The organism is Sulfitobacter donghicola DSW-25 = KCTC 12864 = JCM 14565 (assembly GCF_000622405.1).
GTDB lineage: Bacteria > Pseudomonadota > Alphaproteobacteria > Rhodobacterales > Rhodobacteraceae > Sulfitobacter > Sulfitobacter donghicola.
The window spans coordinates 776,669-800,421 of sequence record NZ_JASF01000005.1 but is presented as its reverse complement, the minus strand read 5'-3'; the positions used below and the strand labels follow the sequence as shown (position 1 = coordinate 800,421).

The window sequence follows — 23,753 nt, the reverse complement described above, 5'->3', positions numbered from 1 at the left end:
GAAATACTTTGTGAGTGAACAAAAAGACGTAATCAGCGCGCGAAATCTGGACCTGACGTTTCAAACCAACGACGGGCCAGTGCACGCGTTGAAAGGCGTGAATCTGGATATCAAGCAGGGTGATTTTGTAAGTTTCATCGGGCCATCAGGCTGTGGGAAGACAACCTTTCTACGGGTGATGGCCGATCTGGAGCAGCCCACAGGCGGTGAGATTACCGTGAATGGCGTTTCGCCACGCGAAGCACGAGAAGCCCGAGCCTATGGTTATGTCTTTCAAGCGGCGGGTTTGTACCCTTGGCGTACGATTGGCGGGAACATTCGGCTGCCGCTAGAAATCATGGGCGTGCCGAAGGCAGAGCATGCAGAACGTGTCGCGCGGGTGCTGGATCTGGTTGAATTGTCAGGGTTTGAGAAGAAATTCCCATGGCAGTTGTCGGGCGGGATGCAGCAACGTGCGAGCATTGCGCGGGCGCTGTCCTTTAATGCGGACCTATTGTTGATGGACGAACCATTTGGCGCATTAGATGAGATTGTTCGGGATCATTTGAACGAACAGCTACTGCACCTATGGGACCAAACGGGCAAGACGATCGCTTTTGTCACGCACTCGATCCCTGAAGCGGTGTATCTGAGCACAAAGATCGTCGTGATGAGCCCCCGTCCTGGACGGATTACAGATGTTATTGAAAGCCCTTTGCCCAGAGAGCGGCCCTTGGAAATCAGGGAGAGTCCGGAGTTTTTGGAAATAGCGCATCGTGTGCGTGAAGGGCTGAGAGCAGGGCATGCAGATGATTAAGCTTGTGCTGGATACTGTGCGGCGTGCGTCGTTGACGACACCCCGCCCACCATCCCAAATGACGGGAGGAGGGTGGTGAAGTCTGTCGTTCCGGTTCTGACTATTGTAGCTGCGATTTTGGGCATTTGGTTGCTCGCTGTGATTCCGATGAACATGCATTTGGTTGCGGATCAGGCACAGCGTGACGGGGCGGTTGTTGTTCCTGAAACACCAGCTGCGCGGCAAGACATTAGCGGTGCCAGTTTGGCCATCCGCAATCCTGACCTTGTCCCGCTAGCCTATAGCTTCAAGAGACCCAGATTGCCGAGCCCACAGCAAGTGGCGGGTGAGATGTACAAGACGATCTTTGGAAAAAAGATCACGTCCAAACGGTCGCTTGTTTATCACGGCTGGGTAACCTTGGCGCCGACTTTGTTGGGTTTTGCTATTGGTACGGGGCTGGGGATATTGCTGGCTGTTGGGATTGTTTATAGCCGCGTGATGGATCGATCTGTGATGCCTTGGGCGATTGTAAGCCAGACGATTCCGATCCTTGCCTTGGCGCCCATGGTGATTGTTGTCATGGGGTCGATGGGCATACAGGGGTTGTTACCGAAGTCTTTGATCGCAGCATATTTATCGTTTTTTCCTGTTGTGGTTGGCATGGTAAAAGGGTTGCGTAGCCCCTCGGGGATGCAGTTGGACCTTTTGCGAACCTATAATGCGTCCAAGAACCAAGGGTTCTGGTCTTTGCGTTTGCCGGCTTCGGCGCCCTACCTTTTTGCGTCACTCAAGATTGGCATTTCGGCGTCGCTGGTAGGGACCATCGTTGCCGAGTTGCCGACGGGCGCGCGTGCGGGTTTTGGTGCACGCATGTTGGTTGGAGACCAATACGGGCAGCCGCTGGTTTCGTGGGCCGCCTTGTTTGCGGCGGCTTTGACAGCTGCGGCATTGGTGGGAATCTTTAGCATGATCGAACGGATCACGCTGCGGCGTATGGGGATGGATGCAGCATGATGTATATCCTTATTGCATTGATCATCTGGGCGGCTGGCTGGCTATTGAATGTTCGCTTGGCGAATGGGGCATTGTCGGATTTGCCAGCTGTAAAGATCGCGATCCCTGCGATCTTTGGGCTAACCATCGTAATTGTGTGGGAGTTGCTGGTACGAGGGTTCGAGGTGAACCCAGTGATCTTACCGGCGCCATCTTCTGTGATTTCACGTCTTGCCGTAGAGGGGCCGATCCTTTGGGCTGACTTTCAACAGACCATTCTAAAGGGAGCGGTGAGTGGATATCTCATCGGGACCATTGCTGCGCTGGTTGTCGCGGTGATTGCGGATCGATCCGAGTTTCTGACTCGTGGCATTTTGCCTGTCGGCAGCTTTATGGCGGCTCTGCCTATTGTCGGGACCGCGCCGATATTTGTGAAATGGCTGGGGAGCGATTGGGAATCCAAAGCAGCGGTTGTTGCTGTGATGGTTTTCTTCCCAATCCTTGTGAATACGGTTGCTGGGCTGAAAGATACCAGCGCGATCCAGCGGGACCTGATGCGGACTTATGCGTCTGGTTATTGGTCAACATTGTTCAAGCTGAGATTGCCAAGCGCGATGCCCTTTATCTTTAACGGGTTAAAGATTGGCACGACCCTCGCGTTGATCGGGGCCATTGTTGCTGAATTTTTCGGCTCGCCAACCGTTGGCATGGGGTTTCGGATATCTACCAGCTTTGGTCAGCTTGCATTGGATATGGTCTGGGCTGAAATTGTTGTCGCGGCGCTGGCGGGCAGCGCATTCTATGGCGCAATGACTTGGATAGAGAAGCGGGTGACCTTTTGGCACCCTTCGCAACGATAACGACGACCCCGATAAACGGGGCAGAGTGTAAACCAACCGACTTGGAGGTCGAAAGATGAAGAAGTTTATGATGGCGGCAGCATGTGCCGCAGGTATGACAGCGGCACCTGTTTTTGCAGACGGACATGCCAACACCGTGGCCCTGCAACTGCAGTGGGTAACCCAGTCTCAGTTTGCGGGCTATTATGTTGCGCAGGAAAAGGGGTTCTTCGAAGAAGAAGGTCTGGAAGTGACAATCCTTCCGGGTGGTCCTGATATTGCACCCCCTCAGGTGCTGGCAGGTGGCGGCGCAGATGCGATGCTGAACTGGATGCCATCCGCGCTTGCCGCTCGTGAAAAGGGTTTGCCAGTTGTGAATATCGCGCAGCCGTTCAAGACATCTGGCCTGATGCTGACCTGCTGGAAAGACACTGGCATCACCTCTGTTCAAGATTTCAAGGGCAAGACAATTGGCGTTTGGTTCTTTGGTAATGAATACCCATTCCTAAGCTGGATGAGCCAAGAGGGCATTAGCACCGATGGCGGCGATGAGGGTGTTACGGTTCTCAAGCAGGGCTTTAACGTTGATCCTCTGTTGCAGCGCGAAGCAGATTGTATCTCGACGATGACCTACAACGAATACGGTCAGGTTCTGGATGCTGGTGTGAACCCAGATGAGCTGATCACGTTCAAATATGAGGATCAGGGTGTCGCGACGTTGGAAGACGGGATCTACGTTCTCGAAGATAACCTGAAGGACGAAGTGTTCGTCGACAAAATGGTTCGCTTTGTGCGTGCGTCGATGAAGGGCTGGGAATATGCCGCTGCAAATCCTGAAGAAGCGGGTGCAATCATCGTCGAGAACGATGAAACAGGCGCGCAATCTGAAGAGGCGCAGGTACGTATGATGAAAGAGATCGCCAAGCTGACAGCCGGTTCGACTGGTGCTTTGGTCGAGGCGGATTTCCAACGTACCGTTGATACGCTTCTGGCAGGTGGTTCCGATCCAGTGATTTCCAAGCAGCCTGAAGGCGCGTGGACATCCATGATTACCGACAAAGCGTTGAAGTAACTTTTACTGTGATAAGAAATTTAGGTGGGGCTGGCAGGAATTGCCGGCCCTTTCTATTTTCACAGCGCGCTAGGGTTAGTGGCCATCCAGCCTGTCATGAACCGCTTGCATGCCTCTTTCGACCATGTCGGTTACTTCGGCTGCATGGGTTTGCAAAGCGTTGATCATCTCAGCATCAGCTGACGTTTGAATGACGACAATCCCCTCGTCAGCGACGTCAATCGAGGTTTCGATCAAGTCAGCTTTCAAAAAGAAAACATCAAGGGTTGGGCTCTGAATGATCACCTTTGGGTCTTCGCCCGTGTCCACACGGTCAATCATGCCAATGACGTGGCTGACAAGGGCCTCCATTACATCTGGGTCCGAGCTGCGGGTGACAGTGCGAATGCCATTGGGAAGGTTTGTTACTTCGCGCGAAAGCGTATCGAATTTGCGGAAGAGGACACGCATTTCTTCGCTTTCCTCTGGTGAGGCATTTTCCCCAACGAGGCCAGGCATCGTGCGTTCGTCATGCCCACCGGAAAACGCACCGTGCGAGTGAGCAGAGGAGGGGTGGTGAGAAGAACTGGACAGCATAAAGGCCAAACCGGCTACCAGTAGGAGACATGCGGCAGAAGCATATAGGACAACTTTTGGAAGGTTCGTGCCTTGAGCCATATCTGATCCTTTTCGTTGAGGCGTGGCGGGCCGTAAGGTGATTGGCCAGCTGTTAGAAAGTAAGTGATGCTAAAAAAAAGGCTGGTGAAAACACCAGCCTTTATATCTCTGGCTGATTACAGCACTTAGAGAACTGTGACAGTCGTTCCAATTGGTACACGCTCATAAAGGTCTTTGACGTGTGCGTTCAGCATACGGATACAGCCGTTTGACACGGAGCGGCCGATGGATTTCGGGGCTGTTGTGCCGTGGATGCGGAAATATGTGTCTTTGCCGTTCTGGAACAGATAAAGCGCACGCGCACCTAGTGGGTTTCCAGGGCCGCCTGGCTGTGCCTCTGTGTTGCCGATGAAGCGTGCATAGGCTTTTGGATCGCGTTCGATCATCTCGTTTGTCGGGCGCCAAGTGGGCCATTCTTTTTTCACCGAGATTGTCGCGGAGCCTGTGAATTCCAGACCTGCTTTGCCGACGCCTACGCCATAACGCATGGCCTCACCAGGTGCGGTAACAAAGTAGAGGTAGTAGCTGCGTGGCAGGATCAACAGCTCGCCGACTTTATAGCTTTTCTTGATCCGGACCTTTTGTGGTGTTGGATCAAAAGCAGCGGCCTGAGCGGATGCTAGCTGTGGAACTGCGGTAGCGGCAAGAGAGCTTGCGATAAATGTACGACGGAGCATTTGGACGGTCCTTGAACAACTTGGGATTGCTTCTAATGTCCAAATATTCGGCCATTTTTCAAGCGATAAACGAAAAAACCGGCCATTCGTTGCAGAATGGCCGGTCAATTTTTCGTGTGCTCAGGTAATCGGCAGCGCCGATGTGCCTTAACGCAGCTTATGCAAGCGCGATGTTTGTCGCGGACTCGCGGCCGTCACGGCCTGCTTCGATGTCGAAAGTCACTTTCTGGTTGTCGGCAAGACCTGTAAGGCCAGCGCGCTCAACAGCTGAGATGTGTACAAACACGTCTTTGCTGCCGCCATCAGGTGCGATAAAGCCGAAGCCTTTTGTAGTGTTAAACCATTTTACGGTGCCAGTAGCCATTCCGTAGTCTCCTAGTAGATAGATGCCATCCGCGAGAGTGCGATGGCCCGGCTTGGTCGGTCTGTAATCGAGAGACTGAACGCAAAAGCGGAGACAGTGGTCAGGATAAAGATAACGTTCGCAGCCTTACACATGACACCAAGGCGCTTCAAAATCAAGTACTTCGACAGAGGCAGGCAAAGTTTGGCTTGCCCGAGGTGGTGGTGGTGTGGCTATTTTTGAATCTTGTAAGGCGCTGATTTGAATGGTTAATCGGGGGAGGTTTGCCAGGGTCTTTTTCGCGTTGCTGCGCGGCATCGCAGAAGGGCAGGAAAGGATCACAATTCCTGTCGGCCACAGGGATAAGAATTACCCGATTCCTCGATTGGCAGGGATGCGAGAAGGTTGCGACCGACCTTGGCCTGATTCCGTGCCTTGTTCCGCCATATTTGCAGGCTGGGCTGCAGGTGGCGCAATCTGGGCAGAAATGTATTTCGGCAAAACTTGAGGGAGAGTAGCTGGGGCAACCAAGGCCAAAGGCACCCCGAAGAAAGCCAGTATGCCCCGTGTAACTATTCACCTTAGGACGTGGCGTCGTTGCGTCCTAAGAGGGAAGGGTTGGAGCAGAATTTGACCTGCTCCAACCGTTTGAATTAACGCACGAATTTCTTGTGCTTGAGGCGCTTTGGCTCTAGGGCATCGGCGCCAAGACGGCGCTTTTTGTCCTCTTCGTAGTCCTCAAAGTTCCCCTCGAACCATTCAACATGTGCCTCGCCTTCAAAGGCGAGGATATGGGTGCAAATACGGTCAAGGAAGAAGCGATCGTGGGAAATGACCACGGCGCAACCCGCGAAGTCTACCAGAGCATCCTCAAGAGCACGCAGCGTTTCGACGTCCAAGTCGTTGGTCGGTTCATCGAGCAGCAGCACGTTGCCGCCGGATTTCAACAACCGCGCCATGTGCACACGGTTGCGTTCACCACCCGACAGCAGGCCGACTTTTTTCTGCTGGTCGCCGCCTTTGAAGTTGAACGAAGAACAATAAGCGCGTGAGTTCACTTCGGCATCACCCAGTTGGATCAACTCGGCCCCGCCGGTGATCGCCTGCCAGACGTTATCCTCTGGGTTCAGGTCATCGCGCGTTTGGTCAACATAGCTAAGCTCAACTGTATCGCCGATCTCGACCGTACCGGAATCGGGTTGTTCCTGACCTGTCAGCATTTTGAACAAGGTGGATTTACCCGCGCCGTTTGGACCGATCACACCGACAATCCCACCAGGTGGAAGCGAGAATTCTAGGTTTTCAACGAGCAGCTTGTCACCCATCGCTTTGGTCAGGCCTTCAACGTCGATCACTTTGCCACCTAGACGCTGCCCGTTCGGGATAACGATCTGGGCGTGGGCCAACTTTTCGCGCTCGGACTGATCAGCCATTTCGTTATACGATTTGATACGCGCTTTGGATTTGGACTGGCGGGCTTTTGCGCCTTGGCGCATCCATTCCAATTCGCGTTCAAGAGTTTTCTGGCGGGATTTGTCTTCGCGCGATTCTTGCTCCAGACGCTTGGCCTTTTGCTCGAGCCAATCAGAATAGTTGCCTTCGTAAGGAATGCCGCGGCCACGATCGAGTTCGAGAATCCAGCTGGTGATATCATCTAGGAAATAACGGTCGTGGGTAACGATCAGGATGGTGCCTTTGTAGTCGATCAGGTGTTGCTGCAACCAAGCGATGGTTTCAGCATCAAGGTGGTTGGTCGGTTCATCGAGCAGCAGCATTTCTGGCGCTTCGAGAAGAAGTTTACACAGTGCGACACGGCGGGCCTCACCACCAGATAGTTTGGAAATGTCCGCGTCATCGGGTGGGCAACGCAGGGCCTCCATAGATACGTCAATCTGGCTGTCGAGATCCCAGAGATTTTCGGCATCGATCTGATCCTGCAACGCGGCCATTTCATCAGCCGTTTCATCAGAATAGTTCATGGCAAGTTCGTTATAGCGGTCAAGGATCGCCTTTTTGCCCGCAACACCCAGCATAACGTTTTCACGAACGGTTAGCTCAGGATCGAGTTTCGGTTCCTGTGGAAGGTAGCCAACTTTGGCCCCTTCAGCGACCCAAGCTTCGCCAGTGAAGTCTTTGTCCATACCGGCCATGATTTTCATCAGGGTGGATTTACCGGCGCCGTTGACACCAACCACACCGATTTTCACACCGGGAAGAAAGTTCAAGTGAATGTTTTCAAAACATTTCTTGCCGCCTGGGTAGGTCTTTGACACCCCTTGCATATGATAGACGTATTGATAAGCGGCCATTGCGCGACTCCTAGTGCTTGTCTGGATTTATCTTGCAATATCGGTCAGAGGGGGCAAGATCAACGTGCAAGGGAGACCCGTAATGGCCGCGAGAATAATACTATGGGCATTGCTGGGTTTCGGCTTGGTCGGGTGCGGCTTTGACGGGCGGCTGGCAACGCCCCCTAATTTGTACCTAGAGGGGACGAATTATCCAGCACCCGCTGTTCCCGCTGTTTTGCGCAGCGTGACGCCACAAATTCTGTTTGTTACCGACCGAGAACCAGAGAGAACCGAGGGCAGGATCACGGGGTATGGTCGCGATCGATCCTCGGCGATGGCATTTGGGGCGGCTTCGGTTCAGTTTGGTGCTGATGATTGGGATGATCTGGTCGCGAGAACGCATGTGGATCGAAATGGGCGAATTAGCCGTCTGACCGTTACCAAGGTAGAGGAAAAAGTCCGTTTTGATTCTGTTCCTCTTCCTAACCACCGCCTTGACGGTGAACTAAGGGTCGAGAAGGCAGCAGCAGACAGCTATGATGCGGGGCGCAAGGCCTTTCAGGCGCAGATAAGGGCTGAAATCGCGCGCACCGGCCATCGCCGTATTCTCATATACACGCATGGTGTCGCGAATGAGTTTGAAACAGGGGTCACGACGCTTGCCAATTTGTGGCACTTTGCAGGGCGCGATAGCATACCGTTGGCTTTCAGCTGGCCTGCGGGTAATCGGGGGCCGCTTGGGTATTTTCGGGATCGCGCTTCGGGCGATTTTAGCGTCTATCACGCCAAAGAATTTCTGACGATGCTGGCGGAAATGCCGGAAGTGGAAGACATTGATATTGTGGCCCACTCCCGTGGAACCGGTGTGGTAACCCAAGCTCTGCGCGAGTTGATATTGGTTCAGCGTGCGCGGGGCGTTAGACCAAAGCTTGGGCTAAAGACAGGTACCTTGATTTTGGCGGCTGCTGATTTGGATACGGGTGTGATGCGTCAGCGGTTACTGACCGAAAGGTTTTCTGAAGCCTTTGAACAGGTGAATATTTATGTGAATCCTGATGATCTCGCCTTAAAGCTATCGGGGTTCTTGACCAATTCGGCGCGGATCGGTGCGTTGAAACAGGATGATTTCTCTACCAAAGAACTGAAGGGCCTCGCCAAAGAAGGGTTGATCCATTTCATTCGTGTCGAAGGGGCAGGGAACGCGAATAGCCACTCATACTTCAGGGAGAATCCAGCGGTTTTATCGGATATTGTTTTGGCCCTACGTACCCGCGCCTTTCCAGGGGGAACATTGCGGCCGCTAGAGCAAGATGAGGACGCTGTATGGGTATTGCAACCCAACTATCCATTGGAACGCTTGCCTGATTTGGCGACCGTCATCGACCGCTAGCGTGATTGACAATTTAAGGGCCGTGCCGTCCTTTTGCCTCTGAATGAACTTTGGGACCAGATATCGTTTTGCGCTATGACATACCATATGCCTCTCGCGGCCAAGTGATTGGTTTGTTGGGCGGATCTTTTGATCCTGCCCACGCTGGGCATGCGCATATTACACGCGAAGCTTTAAAACGGTTCGGTTTGGATCAGGTGTGGTGGCTGGTAAGCCCGGGCAATCCCTTAAAGGAGCATGGGCCCGCTGCCTTGGCCGATCGGATAAAGCATGCGGGCAGGGTCATGCGGCACCCCAAGGTTAAAATTACGGGAATAGAAAACAGGCTGGGGACACGGTTTACGGCAGAGACGCTCAGAGGATTGCAGCGCCTTTATCCGCAACAAAGGTTCGTTTGGCTAATGGGCGCAGATAATCTGGCGCAATTCCATCGTTGGCAGGATTGGCAAGACATCGCAAACCGCGTGCCGTTGGGCATTCTGGCCCGTCCGGGACAAAGGATGTCGGCACGGATGAGCAGGGCCGCCTCGCTTTATGCACCTTACCGAATTGCGGGGCGCAATAGTCAGCTGTTGGCGCATGCGGATGCGCCTGCATGGTGCTTTGTTAATGTGCCGATGATGGATGTATCGTCGTCTGAAATTCGCGCAGCTGGCAATTGGTTAACGTAAGCGCGTTGAGACGATCCCCGAAGTTAGGATGATTGCAAGGCCAGCCATGGTCCAGACATCTGGCAATTCGGCAAAGATAAACCATCCCAACCCCACTGCGGCCACAAGTTGGAAATAGACCAAAGGTGCAAGCCGCGTGGCCGGAACCAGCGTGTATACGTAAAGCAGCAGCAGGTTGCCCAACATGGAGCACACAGCCGACGCGGCCGTAAGGCCGACAACTGCCCCAGAAAACGGGGGAATGGCGGCGGCACCAAAGGGCAAAAAAAGTAAGGCCGAAATGAACAATTGGATAAATGTCATCGCCATGGGGGATGCCAATGGGCCAAGCCAACGCGACATCGTCAAGAAAGCGCCATAGCTGGCCCCTGATGCAACCGCCCATAACACACCAGTGCTTACGTCATGGCCTGGGCGGACGACGATTACCACTCCGACAAAGCCTATGATGACCAAAAGGGTTCTAAGGGGGCTTACCTGTTCTTTCAGAAAAAGGGCTGCCAATACGAAGCTGACCAGAGGGCCAATAAAGAAGGCAGCGAAAACTGTCGCCATATCTTCAATTTGAAGCGCCTGTTGGATGCAGAAAATGCTAAGGGCCAAAGAGAGGGCGCGTAGCCAAATCCGCCAATTGGCCAACAGCGCCCAAGAATTGCGCGGCGCAAGAGGAAGTAGAATGAGGGCTCCGAAGACGAACCGTGACCAAGCAGCAAAGATAGGGGCGGTATCATAGCTAGACGTTAGAATTTTTGCGGCGCTATCCCCTGTAGGGATGAGCGACATGGCTAAAAACATGACAAATACGGCGCGCTGCATGTGATATGCGTTATCACGTAGTGCGTTGACATAAAACTCAGATTATAGGTGCTTGTAGATTTAGCCGAAACTAGGGTACCCCTACGTTATGACACGCTTATTTTCTCGTCGGTATTTTTTGGGAACTCTTGCAGCGGCTAGTGCCGCAGGAGCAGGGCATGCAGCGCCGCCCGCAGAATCCCTTCGCCCTGTTTTGCGCGGTGAAGATTTCTTTAAGCGCGCGGTTCGAAGCGTTGAGGATATTCTGCGCGAGGCGAAGCTGGCTGGCAAAGTTTCATTTGCGGTTTCGAATACATCGACAGGTCAGGGGCTAGAAACACAAGAAGCTGCGGTTGGCCGTCCACCTGCAAGCGTAGCCAAGGCCATCACAGCTCTTTATGCGCTGGATACATTGGGGGCTGAACATCGTTTCGAAACACAGCTGCTTGCGACGGGCGGTGTCGTTGACGGGATGATCATGGGTGATCTGGTCTTGGTTGGCGGAAATGATTCCACGCTGGATACAGATGCGCTGGCAAATATGGCCGCCAACTTGAAGGAAGCAGGGATCGTCGGTGTTAAGGGGGCGTTCAAAGTGTTCGAAGCGGGCCTGCCTGTTTTGCCACGGATTGACCCTAAGCAACCTGATCAAGTTGGTTATAACCCGGGCGTTTCTTCTTTGGCATTGAATTATAATCGGGTGCATTTTGAGTGGAAACGCGCCAACGGAAACTATGCTGTCACCATGGAAGGGCGGACAAAGAAATATCGGCCGTCTGTTCGAATGGCCGCGATGCAAATTCGGGACCGCTCAACACCGATTTATACCTATGAAGACCGCAATGGTGTGGATGCTTGGACTGTTGCGCGCGGGGCTTTGGGCAGAGGTGGATCGCGCTGGCTGCCGGTTCGTAAACCCGGATTATATGCAGGCGAAGTTTTCCAAAGTGTAGCTGCCGCCCAAGGGCTACGCATTGGCGCGCCGCAACTTGTTGAATTATTACCTGCAGGAGAGGTTTTGGTGCGCCACCAAAGCCCGACCCTGCGCCGTATCCTGAAAGATATGTTGAAGTGGTCAACGAACCTAACCGCTGAGATGATGGGGTTGGCGGCATCGACGCAACGCGCTGGGAAACCACAAAGCCTGCAAGAATCAGCCAGCCGTATGAATAAATGGGCCATTGAAAACCTTGGTATGACAGAGGTTTCTTTGGTCGATCATTCCGGTTTGGGCGATGATAGCCGTCTAACGGCAAAGGATATGGTGACTGCGCTGCTCAAGGTTCATAGCGAAGGGCTGCGCGAGATTTTAAAGCCAATCGCCATGCGGGATGAAAAGCGTAAGGTGATCAACGACCACCCGATTCAAGTGCACGCAAAGACGGGGACCTTGAATTTTGTGTCCTCATTGGCGGGGTATTTAACGGGGCCGGATGGCACAGAAATGGCATTTGCCATATTTGCGGCTGATGAAGATATTCGCGCGACGCTCACACGCGCAGAACGCGAAGGCCCAGCAGGCGGGGTGAGCTGGAACCGCCGCGCAAAGCGGATGCAGCAACAGCTTATTGAGCGCTGGGGCGTTTTATACGGCGCCTAAACCAGATGGCGCGCCCTTGCGCCACGTTCGATTGCAGCCGCGTAAAGGCGATCGATTTCAAGCTCATAGCGGATTTCTTCCAAAAGGCGCAGTTCAGCTTCTTCTAATGTGCCATCGGCTGCGGCCACATCACAGGCAAGGGCATAGGCCGTTTCGTTTAACCTGTTTGGCAGAGCTTCCTTGATGAGACCAAACAACGCGTCTAGGCCGTCTTCTTGTTCGAAGAGGTCAAAAACCATCTGGCTGACTGTTTTGATACGGTCGACATCGAATTCGGCAAAGATAGGAAGCAGGTTTACAGCGGACTGGATTTTGATCAGTTCGGTTGTGCGGATATCTTCGTCTGATGCGGATACGGCGACCATAACTGCGACGAGGCAGTCTTGGGGGCTGAGGGTTAGGGAAAGGTTCTCGGTCATTTGTCGCATCCTTTGCGTGTCACCTGTTATAACCGAGATTATTGACGGCACTGGGTATGCGCAATAGATGAAGCCACAGCTGGGCGATTGGGCGCCAGTTATTATTTTCGGGAAGTTAGATATGTCTGAGATGCGGGATGCAGCAATGCAGAGCAAAGCGTGGCCTTTTGAAGAAGCACGTCGCGTACTCAAACGGTTTCAAGGCAAGACGCCTGAAAAGGGATATGTTCTGTTTGAAACAGGCTATGGGCCATCTGGTTTGCCCCACATCGGGACCTTTGGAGAGGTTGCGCGCACGACGATGATCCGCCGCGCGTTTGAAGCGATCAGCGACATTCCAACGCGTCTGATTTGTTTCTCGGATGATTTGGACGGGATGCGCAAGGTGCCGTCGAATGTGCCTGACCCAGCTGCGTTGGAAGAGCACCTGCAAAAGCCACTTACCTCGGTGCCTGATCCCTTCGGCACGCACGAAAGCTTTGGCCACCATAACAACGCGCGTTTGCGCAAATTCCTTGATACCTTCGGGTTCGAGTATGAGTTTTATTCAGCAGCTGAATTTTACGGCTCAGGTCAGTTTGATGAAATCCTGCTGCGCGCTGCTGAAAAATATGATGAGATCATGGCCGTGATGCTGAAATCCCTTCGGGAAGAGCGCCGCCAGACTTATTCCATTTTCCTGCCGATCCATCCTGAAACGGGCCGCGTGATGTATGTGCCGATGAAGGAAGTAAACGCCAAGGATGGCACGATCACCTTTGACACCCCAGAGGGTGAGGAGATGACGCTGCCGGTGACGGGTGGGAACGTAAAGCTACAGTGGAAACCGGATTTCGGTGCGCGCTGGGCGGCTTTGGGTGTGGATTTTGAGATGTACGGCAAGGATCACTCAACCAACACGCCGATCTACGATTCGATTTGCCGGATCTTGGGCGCGCGTGCACCCGAGCATTTCACTTATGAGCTGTTTCTGGATCAGGACGGGCATAAGATTTCCAAGACATCAGGCAATGGCCTGACAATCGACGAATGGCTGACCTATGCCAGCGCCGAGTCTTTGTCGTACTTTATGTACCTCAAACCAAAGACCGCAAAGCGGATGTATTTTGATGTGATCCCGAAAGCTGTTGATGAGTATCACCAACAGTTGCGCGCCTATGAGACACAAGACATCAAAGGCCAGCTGAACAATCCTGTTTGGCACATTCATGGTGGTGACGTGCCAAAGTCGGACATGGTTGTGCCGTTTTCGATGCTGCTAAACCTCGCGTCTGTTTCTTCGGCTGAGGATAAGGCGCAGCTTTGGGGCTTTATCCAACGCTATGCGCCCGAAGCGACAGCCGAAACACATCCGGGCATGGACGCGGCGGCAGGCTATGCCGTGCGTTATTACAATGACTTTGTGAAACCGGCGAAAGTGTTTCGTGCACCGACTGAACTGGAGCGCGAAGCCTTGCAAGACCTACGTGCGCGCCTTTCTGTTTGGGAAGGTGGATTGGACGCCGAGGCCTTGCAATCAGAGGTATTTGCCTGCGGTCGCGAGCGGTTTGACCCGCTGCGGGAGTGGTTTACAGCGCTGTATGAAGTGTTGTTGGGCGCCAGCCAAGGCCCTCGTTTCGGTGGCTTTATTGCCCTGTATGGCGTGGAAGAGACCATCGCGCTGATCGATGATGCGCTTGCTGGTAAATTGGTAGAGTAATCACGTTTCCCACGGGTGCGTTGTGATGCGTGCCCGTGGATTGGGCAACGGCCACCGTGACGGTGGTATAGTCCGGCTTTAATACCTCGTTGATATTTCCCTAGGCCTGTCCGGCAGTTGCGCCGGAGAAGCGCGAAAGGGATAAAATCAACATGGCAACCACAAGCGGAAATCAACTCACACCTACCCCATATTCAGAAGGTTTGGCGGCCTACTCTAGCGGAAATGGCACCGCTGGCTCTCCTAGTTATGCCAATTCAGGCAATGGTGCATTCGTTCCAGCAGATCAGGATTTTGGCGGCGCGTTGGAGATTCTGAAAACGGATAGCACGCAGCAACTAAGGTACAAGGGGCAAACCCCAATTGAGCCGGGTTGCTATATTCAGGTTAAGGCGCGTGTAAAAGCGATCAGTGGTAACCTCCCGTCGGTGCGCATCGCAGCATATGCGGCGCAATCGAATGGGAATGCGATTTCGGGTGTGACGACAACGGGAACCTTGGTGCCTTTGACAAACTACGGTGAAATCGTAGAGGTCAGTGCGATTATCGGGGTCGGCAACCGAGAGGGTGTCGATATGGTCTGGGGACCAACGGCGGATTATGGGCATTTGGGCATTGATTTGGTCGGGCAAAACGGCGGCGTTGTGCGTGTCGACGACATTGAGATCAATGATGTGTCCTCTTTGTTTTTGGGCGATATCGTGGCGACGATCGATGTGCGGGATTTTGGTGCCATTGGTGATGGTGTCACAGATGACACTGCCGCATTCCAAGCAGCCAATAGCGCGGCCAATGATCGGACTGTTCTGATCCCTGCTGGCACCTTTCGCCTGAATGGGGATGTGACATTTGATGCCCCAACAAAGTTTGAAGGCACCGTAAGTATGCCGACGTCTGCAATCTTGTTGTTGCGTCAAAACTTTGATCTGCCGAACTATATTCAGGCCTTTGACAATGAAGAAGAGGCCTTTCGAAAGGCGTTTCAGGCCCTGCTGAACAATTCGGATCATGAATCGCTGGATCTGGGGGGGCGCAAGGTTGCCTTGACTGGACCAATTGATTTGCAGGCGGCGGTTGCGAACCGAACGCGATACGAAACCCGCCGTGCGATCCATAACGGCCAGCTTATCGCGCTGACGGGTGGGGATTGGGATACGACAACTGTCACCGCCCAGGCCACCTATTCTGCGAGCAATTCACGTACACTGACCAATGTCGCCAATATCGCAAGCATCCCAGTCGGCAGTCACGTGAGCGGCGCCGGTGTCGGACGGGAAATTTACGTGCGCTCCAAAAACGAAGCCCGAAATGAGCTGACACTGAATGGCCCGTTATATGACGCTGAGGGTACCCAGAACTTTACCTTCCAGCGGTTCAAATACATGCTGGATTTCAGCGGCTTTGATGTGATTGCCAAATTTATCCTGCATAACATTGAATTCCAGTGCCAAGAGCTGTGCAGCGGGATCATGTTGGCGGGTGCTGGTACTATTTTTGCTGTTCGCGATTGCTTTATCACAACACCAAAAGACCGCGGTATTACCTCGATGGGCGGTGGCTGTCAGGGGATGTTCATCGAACGCTGCCAGTTCCTTTCCTCGGAAAATGATATTCAGGTATCGCAGCGCAAAACCATTGCTTTGAATGTGAACGCCAATGACGTCAAATTGCGAAATTGTCGTGCGGAACGGTTCAAGCATTTTGCGGTGATGGCGGGGCAGAACCACTTGATCACGGGGAACCACTTCTTTCAGGGGGATTCAATTGCTGGGGGCATTCGCTCTGCGGGTGTTGTTTTGGCCGAAGCTTATGCTTCGACCGTGTTCAGCCAGAACTATGTGGATAACGCGTTTTTTGAATGGACGAACGAGCGTGATCCCTCGCCTGTTTTTGACAGCGGTTTTTCCTTTAGCTCGTTGGACATCACCAGCAACATCTTCCTGTCTGGCGAGGTTTCAACAAGCTTTAGCTATTTGGTGGTCAAACCCTATGGGGCGGGGCATTTCATCAACGGGTTGAACGTATCCGGCAACCGGTTCCGCAGCATTAACGGTTACGTTAATCGGGCTGAACGTGTGGACACCAGCTTTGCCGATCTGAACTATACAAGGATGCGCAATGTTCGCTTTGAGGGGAATTCGTTTCATGGGATTAGCCAACCAGTCGCGAACCCGCATCTGATCGAGTTCCAGCAAAACACCGATGCGCAGACATGGGTTATCCCGACGGGACCTGGTTTGCCGTTTGATGCACGATCTCTGAGCATTGACGCCGTGGCTGTTCGCGGTGGGGTTCGCAATGCTGCGAATGCCTATAATTACGACAACCCTTTTGTGCGTGCTCAACAAGGGACGACGGCGGATCAGGTGCATGTGATCTGGTCCGAAGCTGTGCGCGGCAAGATCGCTGTTACTGTTCGAATGGATAATGACGTCGTCTAACATGAAGGGGCTTCGGCGGTATCGCCGGAGCCCATTTAAAACTCTCTCCATAGGGCGAGTTTCAGGGCGGTGTTTCCCCAGTTTCCAATTTCGCTTTCTGTTCCAACCTGAAAGCGGAATTTACTGTTTTTGGGGGATAGAACAATGGATGGCGCAATGGTTGCGACGCTTTGGTTTTCCACAAAGGCGGTATATAGCTGCAACATGCCAGCCGTCGTATCGGTAAAGTTAAGGCCGATGGTTGTGTCAATTTTCCCGACATGAAGTTCATGGGTAAGATCCCAGAGAATTGCGGCTTCGACGGTCGACCAGCCAGATTTTTCACCCCATTTGATGCCCTTTCCCCAACTAAGCGCAGTTCGGATATGGGGGAGGGTTTCTGAGCCGATCCATCCAGCGCCAAACCCCAGCTCGTAAGCCCATTTTGATTTCCCTTCCTCAGGGCCGAAGCTTCTGCGAAGCGAGAACGTGGCATAACCGCTGCTCGGGACGTAGTGCAGCCTGACGAAACTGACATCAGCGACCAATGTTGTTGAATCCGTCAGCCCATATTCCAGATATGTTTGGTTGGACGTCTCCAAATAGTAGGTGCTGGAAAAAGAAACCGCGGTAAACGCAGAGCCTTTTTCACGCAACCACGGTCCGGCATTCACAAGCTGTGCCGATAGGATAAAGAGGAAAAAGGTTAAACGATAAAACACTGAGGCAAGACTCCTGCGCTCAGTTTTGGTTAATAGCTCTTAATAAAAGATTACCGTCAAAGGCCGAATGGAGTGTGAAGTGAAGGTGACTGTATTGGTAGACGGATCAAACACGCTTTTTTGGGGCGGTGAACAGGCGCGTCCCGAGCTGCCTAAAGCGGTCGCGACCTCTTTGGTTGCCCGCCGGTTTCAGCCTGTTGTGTTTTTTGACCATTCTATTGATCGTTGGATGAACTCGGCCGCGTTGGACGGGCTGCGTATGATTGCAGAAGTAATCATAGCCCCCCGTGGGACCAAGGCAGACGCCCTGCTGCTGGCCGCGTGTCAGGGCGGTAAAATCCAAATCATCAGTAATGACCGTTTTCGGGATTGGCGACCAGACTACCCGCATATGCGCAAGGAGTGGTTTGTAACGGGATCAATCGGCAAGGGTCAGCGGGTAAGCTTTTCCAAAAAGCTCAGGTCCGCCCCCCTCTGAGCATTACCGGCCGCGCCGTTTTACACCGCCGCGCATCCCGCCACGCCCCATCGTGCTACGCCCCGATTTTTTCTGCGCATCGTCTACAGCTTTATCAACGGCGTATTGGCGCGCCAAAGGATCATCGGCGATGGTTAGATCGACGGCTTCCAGCCGCTTTACCTCATCGCGCAGGCGTGCCGCTTCCTCGAACTCAAGGTTTTCGGCAGCTTTGCGCATGTCTGCGCGAAGCCCGTCCAGCACCGCCTGCATATTGCCGCCAGCCAGTTTGCTGTCGATTTTCGCCGTGACCCGCGATTGATCCGTGTCCCCCTTGTAAAGCCCCGCGAGAATGTCCTCGACGTTCTTTTTGACCGTCATCGGTGTGATGCCGTGCTCTTCATTATAGGCGATCTGTTTGGCGCGGCGACGTTCGGTTTCGCCCATCGCCCGTTCCATCGATCCGGTGATCCGGTCGGCATACATGATAACGCGGCCTTCGGCGTTTCGCGCCGCGCGCCCGATTGTCTGGATGAGAGAGGTTTCAGAGCGCAAAAAGCCTTCTTTGTCGGCATCCAAAATAGCGACCAAGCCACATTCGGGAATGTCCAATCCCTCGCGCAGCAAGTTAATCCCGATCAGCACGTCAAAAGCACCCAGCCTCAGATCTCGCAGAATCTCGATGCGTTCAATCGTGTCGATGTCCGAGTGCATGTAACGCACGCGAATGCCCTGTTCGTGCATATATTCGGTCAGGTCTTCGGCCATGCGTTTCGTCAATGTGGTGCAAAGCGTTCGCATCCCGTTGGCTGTCACCTTGCGAACCTCGTCGAGCAGATCATCCACCTGCATGTCCACCGGACGGATTTCGATTTCCGGATCGATCAGCCCAGTGGGACGGATGATTTGTTCGGTGAACACGCCGCCAGCGCGCTCTAGCTCCCAATCCGCGGGTGTCGCGGATACGAAAACCGATTGCGGGCGCATCGCGTCCCACTCTTCGAATTTCAGCGGACGGTTATCCATACAGGAAGGCAGGCGGAACCCGTGTTCGGATAGGGTCATCTTGCGCCTAAAGTCACCTTTATACATGCCGCCGATTTGCGGCACGCTGACGTGGCTTTCATCGGCAAAGACAATCGCATTGTCTGGGATGAATTCAAACAGGGTTGGGGGCGGCTCACCCGGTGCGCGCCCCGTTAGATAGCGCGAGTAGTTTTCGATACCGTTGCAGACGCCAGTGGCCTCCAGCATTTCAAGGTCAAAGTTCGTGCGCTGCTCTAGCCGCTGCGCTTCTAGCAGCTTGCCCTCGGCAACCAGCTGATCCAGCCGCGAACGCAGCTCTTTCTTAATACCAACCAATGCTTGGTTCATCGTTGGTTTTGGAGTCACATAGTGGGAGTTCGCATAAACGCGGACCTGATCCATCGTATCCGTCTTTTCACCAGTCAGCGGATCAAACTCGGTGATGCTTTCCAGCTCTTCACCGAAGAACGACAGTTTCCATGCGCGGTCATCAAGGTGGGCTGGGAAAATCTCTAGGCTGTCGCCGCGCACACGGAAGGTGCCACGCTGAAACGCCGCATCGTTACGTTTGTAGGCTTGTGCCACAAGGTCGGCGATGACCTGACGCTGGTCATAAGATTCCCCGACCTTCAGGTCTTGGGTCATCGCACCGTAGGTTTCTACCGACCCGATACCGTAGATACATGAAACGGATGCAACGATGACAACATCATCACGTTCCAGCAACGCGCGGGTGGCCGAGTGGCGCATCCTGTCGATCTGGTCGTTGATCTGGGATTCCTTCTCGATGAAAGTATCCGAGCGGGCGACATAGGCCTCGGGCTGGTAGTAGTCATAGAAACTGACGAAATATTCCACGGCGTTATCGGGAAAGAAGCCTTTGAACTCTCCATATAACTGTGCGGCCAGTGTCTTGTTCGGGGCCAGAATGATCGAGGGGCGCTGGGTCTCTTCGATCATCTTGGCCATGGTAAATGTTTTGCCGGTGCCCGTAGCGCCCAACAAAACCTGATCGCGCTCACCGCTGCGGATGCCCTCGGAGAGTTCCTTGATCGCTTGTGGTTGGTCGCCTGCTGGTTCGAATTCGGTTTGCAGCACGAATTTCTTGCCGCCCTCCAGTTTTGGGCGGTTACGCACATCGGGCGCAGCGTTTGACAATATCTCTGTCGTCACTTCGCTTTTGTCGGTTTGTGCATAAGGCATAGGGTGTCTCCGGATGGTGTTCCCTATAGGTGCCATGTTTTGTCGGGTGTTCAAGGTGCGACTGTTGTTCAGATGTCATAAACTGTCATCAGAGCGAACCCTTGATCCAGTTGCAGCAGCGTGTCATATCCTGTCTTGCATCAAACGGAGAAAATCCATGCGCGCCAGAATCTATCAGCCATCCCGTACCGCAATGTCATCAGGCACAGCGAAGACGAATAAATGGGTGCTGGAATTCGCGCCAGCTGCTGCGCGTGAGGTAGATCCTTTGATGGGGTGGACATCTTCCACCGATACCCAAAGCCAGGTTCGCCTGCAGTTCGCTACAAAAGAAGATGCCGTTGAATACGCATCCGAACACGGTATCGAAGCTCAGGTGCAAGACCCCAACCGTCGCAAGCCAAACATTCGTGCAGGCGGTTACGGTGAGAACTTTGCAACCGATCGCCGCGGTGCTTGGACCCACTAAGCAGCGAAAACTATCGCTTGCTAAGACCTGAGAAATAGAACACCAAATCCGAAACGGAATTCTATTTAGTTCAGGGGACGCAAATGCCGCTTACAATTAACGCCGCCGATTACACTAACCTCGCACTAGAGGAACGCGACGGGGGCGTTTGGGTTGTTACCCTTAATCGACCAACCAAAAGAAACGCACTGGATATCGATACGATTGAAGAGTTGGTGCAATTCTTCTCTATCGCGCCTCGCGCCGATGTACGCGCGGTCGTGCTTGCTGGGGCAGGGGATCACTTCTGCGCAGGGCTGGACCTGATTGAACATCACGACGAAGATCGCAGCCCAGCTGACTTTATGCATGTTTGCCTGCGCTGGCACGAAGCCTTTAATAAGATGGAATATGGTGGCGTTCCGGTTATCGCAGCGCTGCAAGGCGCTGTTGTGGGCGGTGGGCTCGAGTTGGCCAGTTCAGCCCATATCCGCGTGATGGATCAAACGGCGTATTTTGCTTTGCCCGAAGGGCAGCGCGGTTTGTTCACTGGCGGCGGCGCAACAATCCGAGTTACCGATTTGGTCGGGAAGTCCCGAATGATCGACATGATGCTGACTGGCCGCGTGTATCAAGGACAAGAAGCCGTGGATCTAGGGCTTGCACAATACATAGTAGAGGGCTCTAGTTTGGAAGCGGCCATCCAACTGGCTGAACGTACCGCTGAAAACCTACCCCTTTCCAACTTTGCGATCTGCTCGGCCGTCAGCCATATGCAAAACATGTCGGCCATGGATGCAGCCTATGCCGAAGCAGTTGTGGCCGGTGTCGTTAATACCCAGCCAGACGCTCGTGCACGGTTAGCCGCGTTCGCAGATAAAAGCGGCGCGCGGGTTCGCCCAAACGAATAACGTTGAAATGAGACATTCAAAGACTGGTTTGGCCCGCGGAACACCAAACCAGTCGATCTAAAGGTCTAAAGCCCTTCGATTCTCAGTGGATCGGGGGCTTTTTTGATTCTTGCGGCCAAAATCAGAGTGGGAGATGGGGAATCTGAGGGGGCGCAGGGCGGGGCAGGGCGAAAACAGGCCTGAATCAGGCGAAGTGAATCGCTTTGATTCCGAGGAAAGGCGCCCGAGTCGTCGAGATAGAGGTAAACGGACCCTTAAAACGGGGGGATTCCTTGAAAATGGCACGGGAAAAGCGAGGGAATCCAAAGCTTCGCAATAAAAATGCAATAAAGTTCGGCTCCATTTTGGCTATATAAATAAGGGGGTTAAGCGCTAACAGAGCTTTGACGAGGCAGAAAAGTGCATTTTTTGGCCGCTTTGTCACAAAAACAGCTTGCGGGTTCTTGGAACAAACCCTAGAACCCCCCTTACCGAAGCGCAGCAATGAGCTACGGGGCAGCGGACGGAACGAAGCGGAGACGCTAAGGGACTGAAGTGAAAGAGAAATTCAGAGGTACTGACGGCGGGGCGCGCTAGGTTAAGTTTAGCGCATCTTGTTGGTTTTTGTCTCTACGTTATTTGAAAATTAGATATCTGAAGAGATATGTGGGCGGTTTGGTCTATTTCGATGGATCAACGTCTGTATATCGCGCTCTTAGGGCTTATGTCCGATGATAGAGTGTCAGCTTCACTGTTTGAACGGCTTTCGGTTGCTTTGGTAACTTTAAGTACATCAAACAGAAAAGACGCCATATGATTTCAGTAAGGTCATATGGTCGATGTGCAGAGGTTCGACGTCAAGGATAAGCAAGTAATTGCTTTTCAACTTGAGAGTTTGATCCTGGCTCAGAACGAACGCTGGCGGCAGGCCTAACACATGCAAGTCGAGCGCACCCTTCGGGGCGAGCGGCGGACGGGTTAGTAACGCGTGGGAATGTACCCTTTACTACGGAATAGCCTCTGGAAACGGAGAGTAATACCGTATGTGCCCTTCGGGGGAAAGATTTATCGGTAAAGGATCAGCCCGCGTTAGATTAGATAGTTGGTGGGGTAATGGCCTACCAAGTCTACGATCTATAGCTGGTTTTAGAGGATGATCAGCAACACTGGGACTGAGACACGGCCCAGACTCCTACGGGAGGCAGCAGTGGGGAATCTTAGACAATGGGCGCAAGCCTGATCTAGCCATGCCGCGTGTGTGATGAAGGCCTTAGGGTCGTAAAGCACTTTCGCCAGAGATGATAATGACAGTATCTGGTAAAGAAACCCCGGCTAACTCCGTGCCAGCAGCCGCGGTAATACGGAGGGGGTTAGCGTTGTTCGGAATTACTGGGCGTAAAGCGTACGTAGGCGGATCAGAAAGTAGGGGGTGAAATCCCAGGGCTCAACCCTGGAACTGCCTCCTAAACTCCTGGTCTTGAGTTCGAGAGAGGTGAGTGGAATTCCAAGTGTAGAGGTGAAATTCGTAGATATTTGGAGGAACACCAGTGGCGAAGGCGGCTCACTGGCTCGATACTGACGCTGAGGTACGAAAGTGTGGGGAGCAAACAGGATTAGATACCCTGGTAGTCCACACCGTAAACGATGAATGCCAGTCGTCGGGCAGTATACTGTTCGGTGACACACCTAACGGATTAAGCATTCCGCCTGGGGAGTACGGTCGCAAGATTAAAACTCAAAGGAATTGACGGGGGCCCGCACAAGCGGTGGAGCATGTGGTTTAATTCGAAGCAACGCGCAGAACCTTACCAACCCTTGACATCCTGTGCTAACCCGAGAGATCGGGCGTTCACTTCGGTGACGCAGTGACAGGTGCTGCATGGCTGTCGTCAGCTCGTGTCGTGAGATGTTCGGTTAAGTCCGGCAACGAGCGCAACCCACATCTTTAGTTGCCATCATTTAGTTGGGCACTCTAAAGAAACTGCCCGTGATAAGCGGGAGGAAGGTGTGGATGACGTCAAGTCCTCATGGCCCTTACGGGTTGGGCTACACACGTGCTACAATGGCATTTACAATGGGTTAATCCCCAAAAGATGTCTCAGTTCGGATTGGGGTCTGCAACTCGACCCCATGAAGTCGGAATCGCTAGTAATCGCGTAACAGCATGACGCGGTGAATACGTTCCCGGGCCTTGTACACACCGCCCGTCACACCATGGGAGTTGGTTCTACCCGACGGCCGTGCGCCAACCTTTCGAGGAGGCAGCGGACCACGGTAGGATCAGCGACTGGGGTGAAGTCGTAACAAGGTAGCCGTAGGGGAACCTGCGGCTGGATCACCTCCTTTCTAAGGATGTTTCTAGC

At 53.3% G+C, this 23,753-nt stretch carries 20 protein-coding genes and 1 rRNA gene; 13 read left to right on the top strand and 8 right to left on the bottom strand.

Annotated features, from left to right (window positions below; all coding sequences use genetic code 11):
- Nucleotides 1-10 precede the first annotated feature (10 nt).
- From Z948_RS0104940 to Z948_RS0104925, 4 genes are all read left to right on the top strand, one after another.
- Entirely contained in the window at nt 11-796 is a 786-nt protein-coding gene (locus tag Z948_RS0104940) for an ABC transporter ATP-binding protein (RefSeq protein ID WP_025058461.1), read from the top strand.
- A gap of 75 nt (nt 797-871) precedes the next feature.
- Nucleotides 872-1,792: an ABC transporter permease gene (locus Z948_RS0104935; protein ID WP_025058460.1), complete on the top strand. Its 921-nt coding sequence runs from the start codon at nt 872-874 to the stop codon at nt 1,790-1,792.
- Nucleotides 1,789-2,631, top strand: a complete 843-nt coding sequence (locus Z948_RS0104930; protein ID WP_025058459.1) for an ABC transporter permease — start codon at nt 1,789-1,791, stop codon at nt 2,629-2,631. Before Z948_RS0104935 ends, Z948_RS0104930 begins: the two co-directional genes overlap by 4 nt.
- 55 nt (nt 2,632-2,686) lie before the next feature.
- Nucleotides 2,687-3,682: an ABC transporter substrate-binding protein gene (locus tag Z948_RS0104925; RefSeq protein ID WP_025058458.1), complete on the top strand. Its 996-nt coding sequence runs from the start codon at nt 2,687-2,689 to the stop codon at nt 3,680-3,682.
- Between the two features lie 75 nt (nt 3,683-3,757).
- Here Z948_RS0104925 and Z948_RS0104920 read toward each other — a convergent pair whose 3' ends face one another.
- The 4 genes from Z948_RS0104920 to ettA all read right to left on the bottom strand — a co-directional run bounded on the left by Z948_RS0104920 (nt 3,758) and on the right by ettA (nt 7,668).
- On the bottom strand, nt 3,758-4,339 hold the full coding sequence (locus Z948_RS0104920) for a hypothetical protein (protein WP_025058457.1): 582 nt from the start codon (nt 4,337-4,339) through the stop codon (nt 3,758-3,760).
- Between the two features lie 125 nt (nt 4,340-4,464).
- Nucleotides 4,465-5,016 carry a L,D-transpeptidase gene (locus tag Z948_RS0104915; RefSeq protein ID WP_025058456.1) on the bottom strand — a complete coding sequence of 184 codons (552 nt, stop codon included), beginning with the start codon at nt 5,014-5,016 and terminating at the stop codon, nt 4,465-4,467.
- Nucleotides 5,017-5,173: 157 nt separating this feature from the next.
- Nucleotides 5,174-5,380 (bottom strand): cold-shock protein, encoded by a 207-nt coding sequence (locus tag Z948_RS0104910; RefSeq protein WP_007117950.1) that lies wholly within the window; start codon nt 5,378-5,380, stop codon nt 5,174-5,176.
- 632 nt (nt 5,381-6,012) lie between these two features.
- Entirely contained in the window at nt 6,013-7,668 is a 1,656-nt protein-coding gene (ettA, locus tag Z948_RS0104900; RefSeq protein ID WP_025058454.1) for an energy-dependent translational throttle protein EttA, read from the bottom strand.
- Between the two features lie 82 nt (nt 7,669-7,750).
- Between ettA and Z948_RS0104895 the strand changes: the two genes are divergently transcribed.
- Nucleotides 7,751-9,040 carry an alpha/beta hydrolase gene (locus Z948_RS0104895; RefSeq protein ID WP_025058453.1) on the top strand — a complete coding sequence of 430 codons (1,290 nt, stop codon included), beginning with the start codon at nt 7,751-7,753 and terminating at the stop codon, nt 9,038-9,040.
- Nucleotides 9,041-9,108: 68 nt separating this feature from the next.
- The gene (locus Z948_RS0104890; protein ID WP_025058452.1) at nt 9,109-9,711 is read left to right on the top strand and encodes a nicotinate-nucleotide adenylyltransferase; all 603 of its coding nucleotides are present in this window, start codon (nt 9,109-9,111) and stop codon (nt 9,709-9,711) included.
- On the opposite strand, the gene Z948_RS0104885 is transcribed toward Z948_RS0104890, so the two are convergent.
- Nucleotides 9,703-10,527 carry a DMT family transporter gene (locus Z948_RS0104885; protein WP_025058451.1) on the bottom strand — a complete coding sequence of 275 codons (825 nt, stop codon included), beginning with the start codon at nt 10,525-10,527 and terminating at the stop codon, nt 9,703-9,705. The two genes, Z948_RS0104890 and Z948_RS0104885, sit on opposite strands and share 9 nt — an antisense overlap.
- Nucleotides 10,528-10,615: 88 nt before the next feature.
- On the opposite strand from Z948_RS0104885, the gene dacB reads away from it, so the two are divergent.
- Entirely contained in the window at nt 10,616-12,106 is a 1,491-nt protein-coding gene (gene dacB, locus Z948_RS0104880; RefSeq protein WP_025058450.1) for a D-alanyl-D-alanine carboxypeptidase/D-alanyl-D-alanine endopeptidase, read from the top strand.
- Here the strand turns inward: dacB and Z948_RS0104875 are convergent.
- Complete coding sequence (locus Z948_RS0104875; RefSeq protein ID WP_025058449.1) at nt 12,103-12,525, bottom strand: tellurite resistance TerB family protein; 423 nt, start codon at nt 12,523-12,525, stop codon at nt 12,103-12,105. The two genes, dacB and Z948_RS0104875, sit on opposite strands and share 4 nt — an antisense overlap.
- Nucleotides 12,526-12,646: 121 nt before the next feature.
- On the opposite strand from Z948_RS0104875, the gene Z948_RS0104870 reads away from it, so the two are divergent.
- Nucleotides 12,647-14,224: a lysine--tRNA ligase gene (locus tag Z948_RS0104870; protein ID WP_025058448.1), complete on the top strand. Its 1,578-nt coding sequence runs from the start codon at nt 12,647-12,649 to the stop codon at nt 14,222-14,224.
- A gap of 146 nt (nt 14,225-14,370) precedes the next feature.
- The gene (locus tag Z948_RS0104865) at nt 14,371-16,665 is read left to right on the top strand and encodes a glycosyl hydrolase family 28-related protein (RefSeq protein ID WP_025058447.1); all 2,295 of its coding nucleotides are present in this window, start codon (nt 14,371-14,373) and stop codon (nt 16,663-16,665) included.
- A 35-nt stretch (nt 16,666-16,700) separates the two neighbouring features.
- On the opposite strand, the gene Z948_RS0104860 is transcribed toward Z948_RS0104865, so the two are convergent.
- Nucleotides 16,701-17,366 carry a hypothetical protein gene (locus Z948_RS0104860; RefSeq protein WP_025058446.1) on the bottom strand — a complete coding sequence of 222 codons (666 nt, stop codon included), beginning with the start codon at nt 17,364-17,366 and terminating at the stop codon, nt 16,701-16,703.
- Between the two features lie 79 nt (nt 17,367-17,445).
- On the opposite strand from Z948_RS0104860, the gene Z948_RS0104855 reads away from it, so the two are divergent.
- A complete protein-coding gene (locus Z948_RS0104855; RefSeq protein ID WP_156023518.1) occupies nt 17,446-17,844 on the top strand; it encodes a hypothetical protein in 399 nt (132 codons plus the stop codon).
- Between the two features lie 3 nt (nt 17,845-17,847).
- Here Z948_RS0104855 and uvrB read toward each other — a convergent pair whose 3' ends face one another.
- Nucleotides 17,848-20,052, bottom strand: coding sequence for an excinuclease ABC subunit UvrB (gene uvrB / locus Z948_RS0104850; RefSeq protein ID WP_025058444.1), 2,205 nt, complete (start codon nt 20,050-20,052; stop codon nt 17,848-17,850).
- A gap of 157 nt (nt 20,053-20,209) precedes the next feature.
- On the opposite strand from uvrB, the gene Z948_RS0104845 reads away from it, so the two are divergent.
- The 3 genes from Z948_RS0104845 (at nt 20,210) to Z948_RS0104835 (ending at nt 23,736) form a co-directional block, all read left to right on the top strand.
- Nucleotides 20,210-20,521, top strand: coding sequence for an ETC complex I subunit (locus Z948_RS0104845; protein ID WP_025058443.1), 312 nt, complete (start codon nt 20,210-20,212; stop codon nt 20,519-20,521).
- 83 nt (nt 20,522-20,604) lie between these two features.
- Nucleotides 20,605-21,411, top strand: a complete 807-nt coding sequence (locus tag Z948_RS0104840) for a crotonase/enoyl-CoA hydratase family protein (RefSeq protein ID WP_025058442.1) — start codon at nt 20,605-20,607, stop codon at nt 21,409-21,411.
- A gap of 862 nt (nt 21,412-22,273) precedes the next feature.
- Nucleotides 22,274-23,736: ribosomal RNA gene (locus Z948_RS0104835) — 16S ribosomal RNA — on the top strand.
- The last annotated feature ends 17 nt before the right edge of the window (nt 23,737-23,753 follow it).

What these genes read in the sequence shown, in the direction of transcription:
- Z948_RS0104930 (WP_025058459.1), top strand. Translation starts at nt 1,789, where the DNA reads ATGATGTATATCCTTATTGCATTGATCATCTGGGCGGCTGGCTGGCTA.
- Z948_RS0104925 (WP_025058458.1), top strand. Translation starts at nt 2,687, where the DNA reads ATGAAGAAGTTTATGATGGCGGCAGCATGTGCCGCAGGTATGACAGCG.
- Z948_RS0104920 (WP_025058457.1), bottom strand. Translation starts at nt 4,339, where the DNA reads ATGGCTCAAGGCACGAACCTTCCAAAAGTTGTCCTATATGCTTCTGCC.
- Z948_RS0104915 (WP_025058456.1), bottom strand. Translation starts at nt 5,016, where the DNA reads ATGCTCCGTCGTACATTTATCGCAAGCTCTCTTGCCGCTACCGCAGTT.
- Z948_RS0104910 (WP_007117950.1), bottom strand. Translation starts at nt 5,380, where the DNA reads ATGGCTACTGGCACCGTAAAATGGTTTAACACTACAAAAGGCTTCGGC.
- ettA (WP_025058454.1), bottom strand. Translation starts at nt 7,668, where the DNA reads ATGGCCGCTTATCAATACGTCTATCATATGCAAGGGGTGTCAAAGACC.
- Z948_RS0104895 (WP_025058453.1), top strand. Translation starts at nt 7,751, where the DNA reads ATGGCCGCGAGAATAATACTATGGGCATTGCTGGGTTTCGGCTTGGTC.
- Z948_RS0104885 (WP_025058451.1), bottom strand. Translation starts at nt 10,527, where the DNA reads ATGCAGCGCGCCGTATTTGTCATGTTTTTAGCCATGTCGCTCATCCCT.
- dacB (WP_025058450.1), top strand. Translation starts at nt 10,616, where the DNA reads ATGACACGCTTATTTTCTCGTCGGTATTTTTTGGGAACTCTTGCAGCG.
- Z948_RS0104875 (WP_025058449.1), bottom strand. Translation starts at nt 12,525, where the DNA reads ATGACCGAGAACCTTTCCCTAACCCTCAGCCCCCAAGACTGCCTCGTC.
- Z948_RS0104870 (WP_025058448.1), top strand. Translation starts at nt 12,647, where the DNA reads ATGTCTGAGATGCGGGATGCAGCAATGCAGAGCAAAGCGTGGCCTTTT.
- uvrB (WP_025058444.1), bottom strand. Translation starts at nt 20,052, where the DNA reads ATGCCTTATGCACAAACCGACAAAAGCGAAGTGACGACAGAGATATTG.
- Z948_RS0104845 (WP_025058443.1), top strand. Translation starts at nt 20,210, where the DNA reads ATGCGCGCCAGAATCTATCAGCCATCCCGTACCGCAATGTCATCAGGC.
- Z948_RS0104840 (WP_025058442.1), top strand. Translation starts at nt 20,605, where the DNA reads ATGCCGCTTACAATTAACGCCGCCGATTACACTAACCTCGCACTAGAG.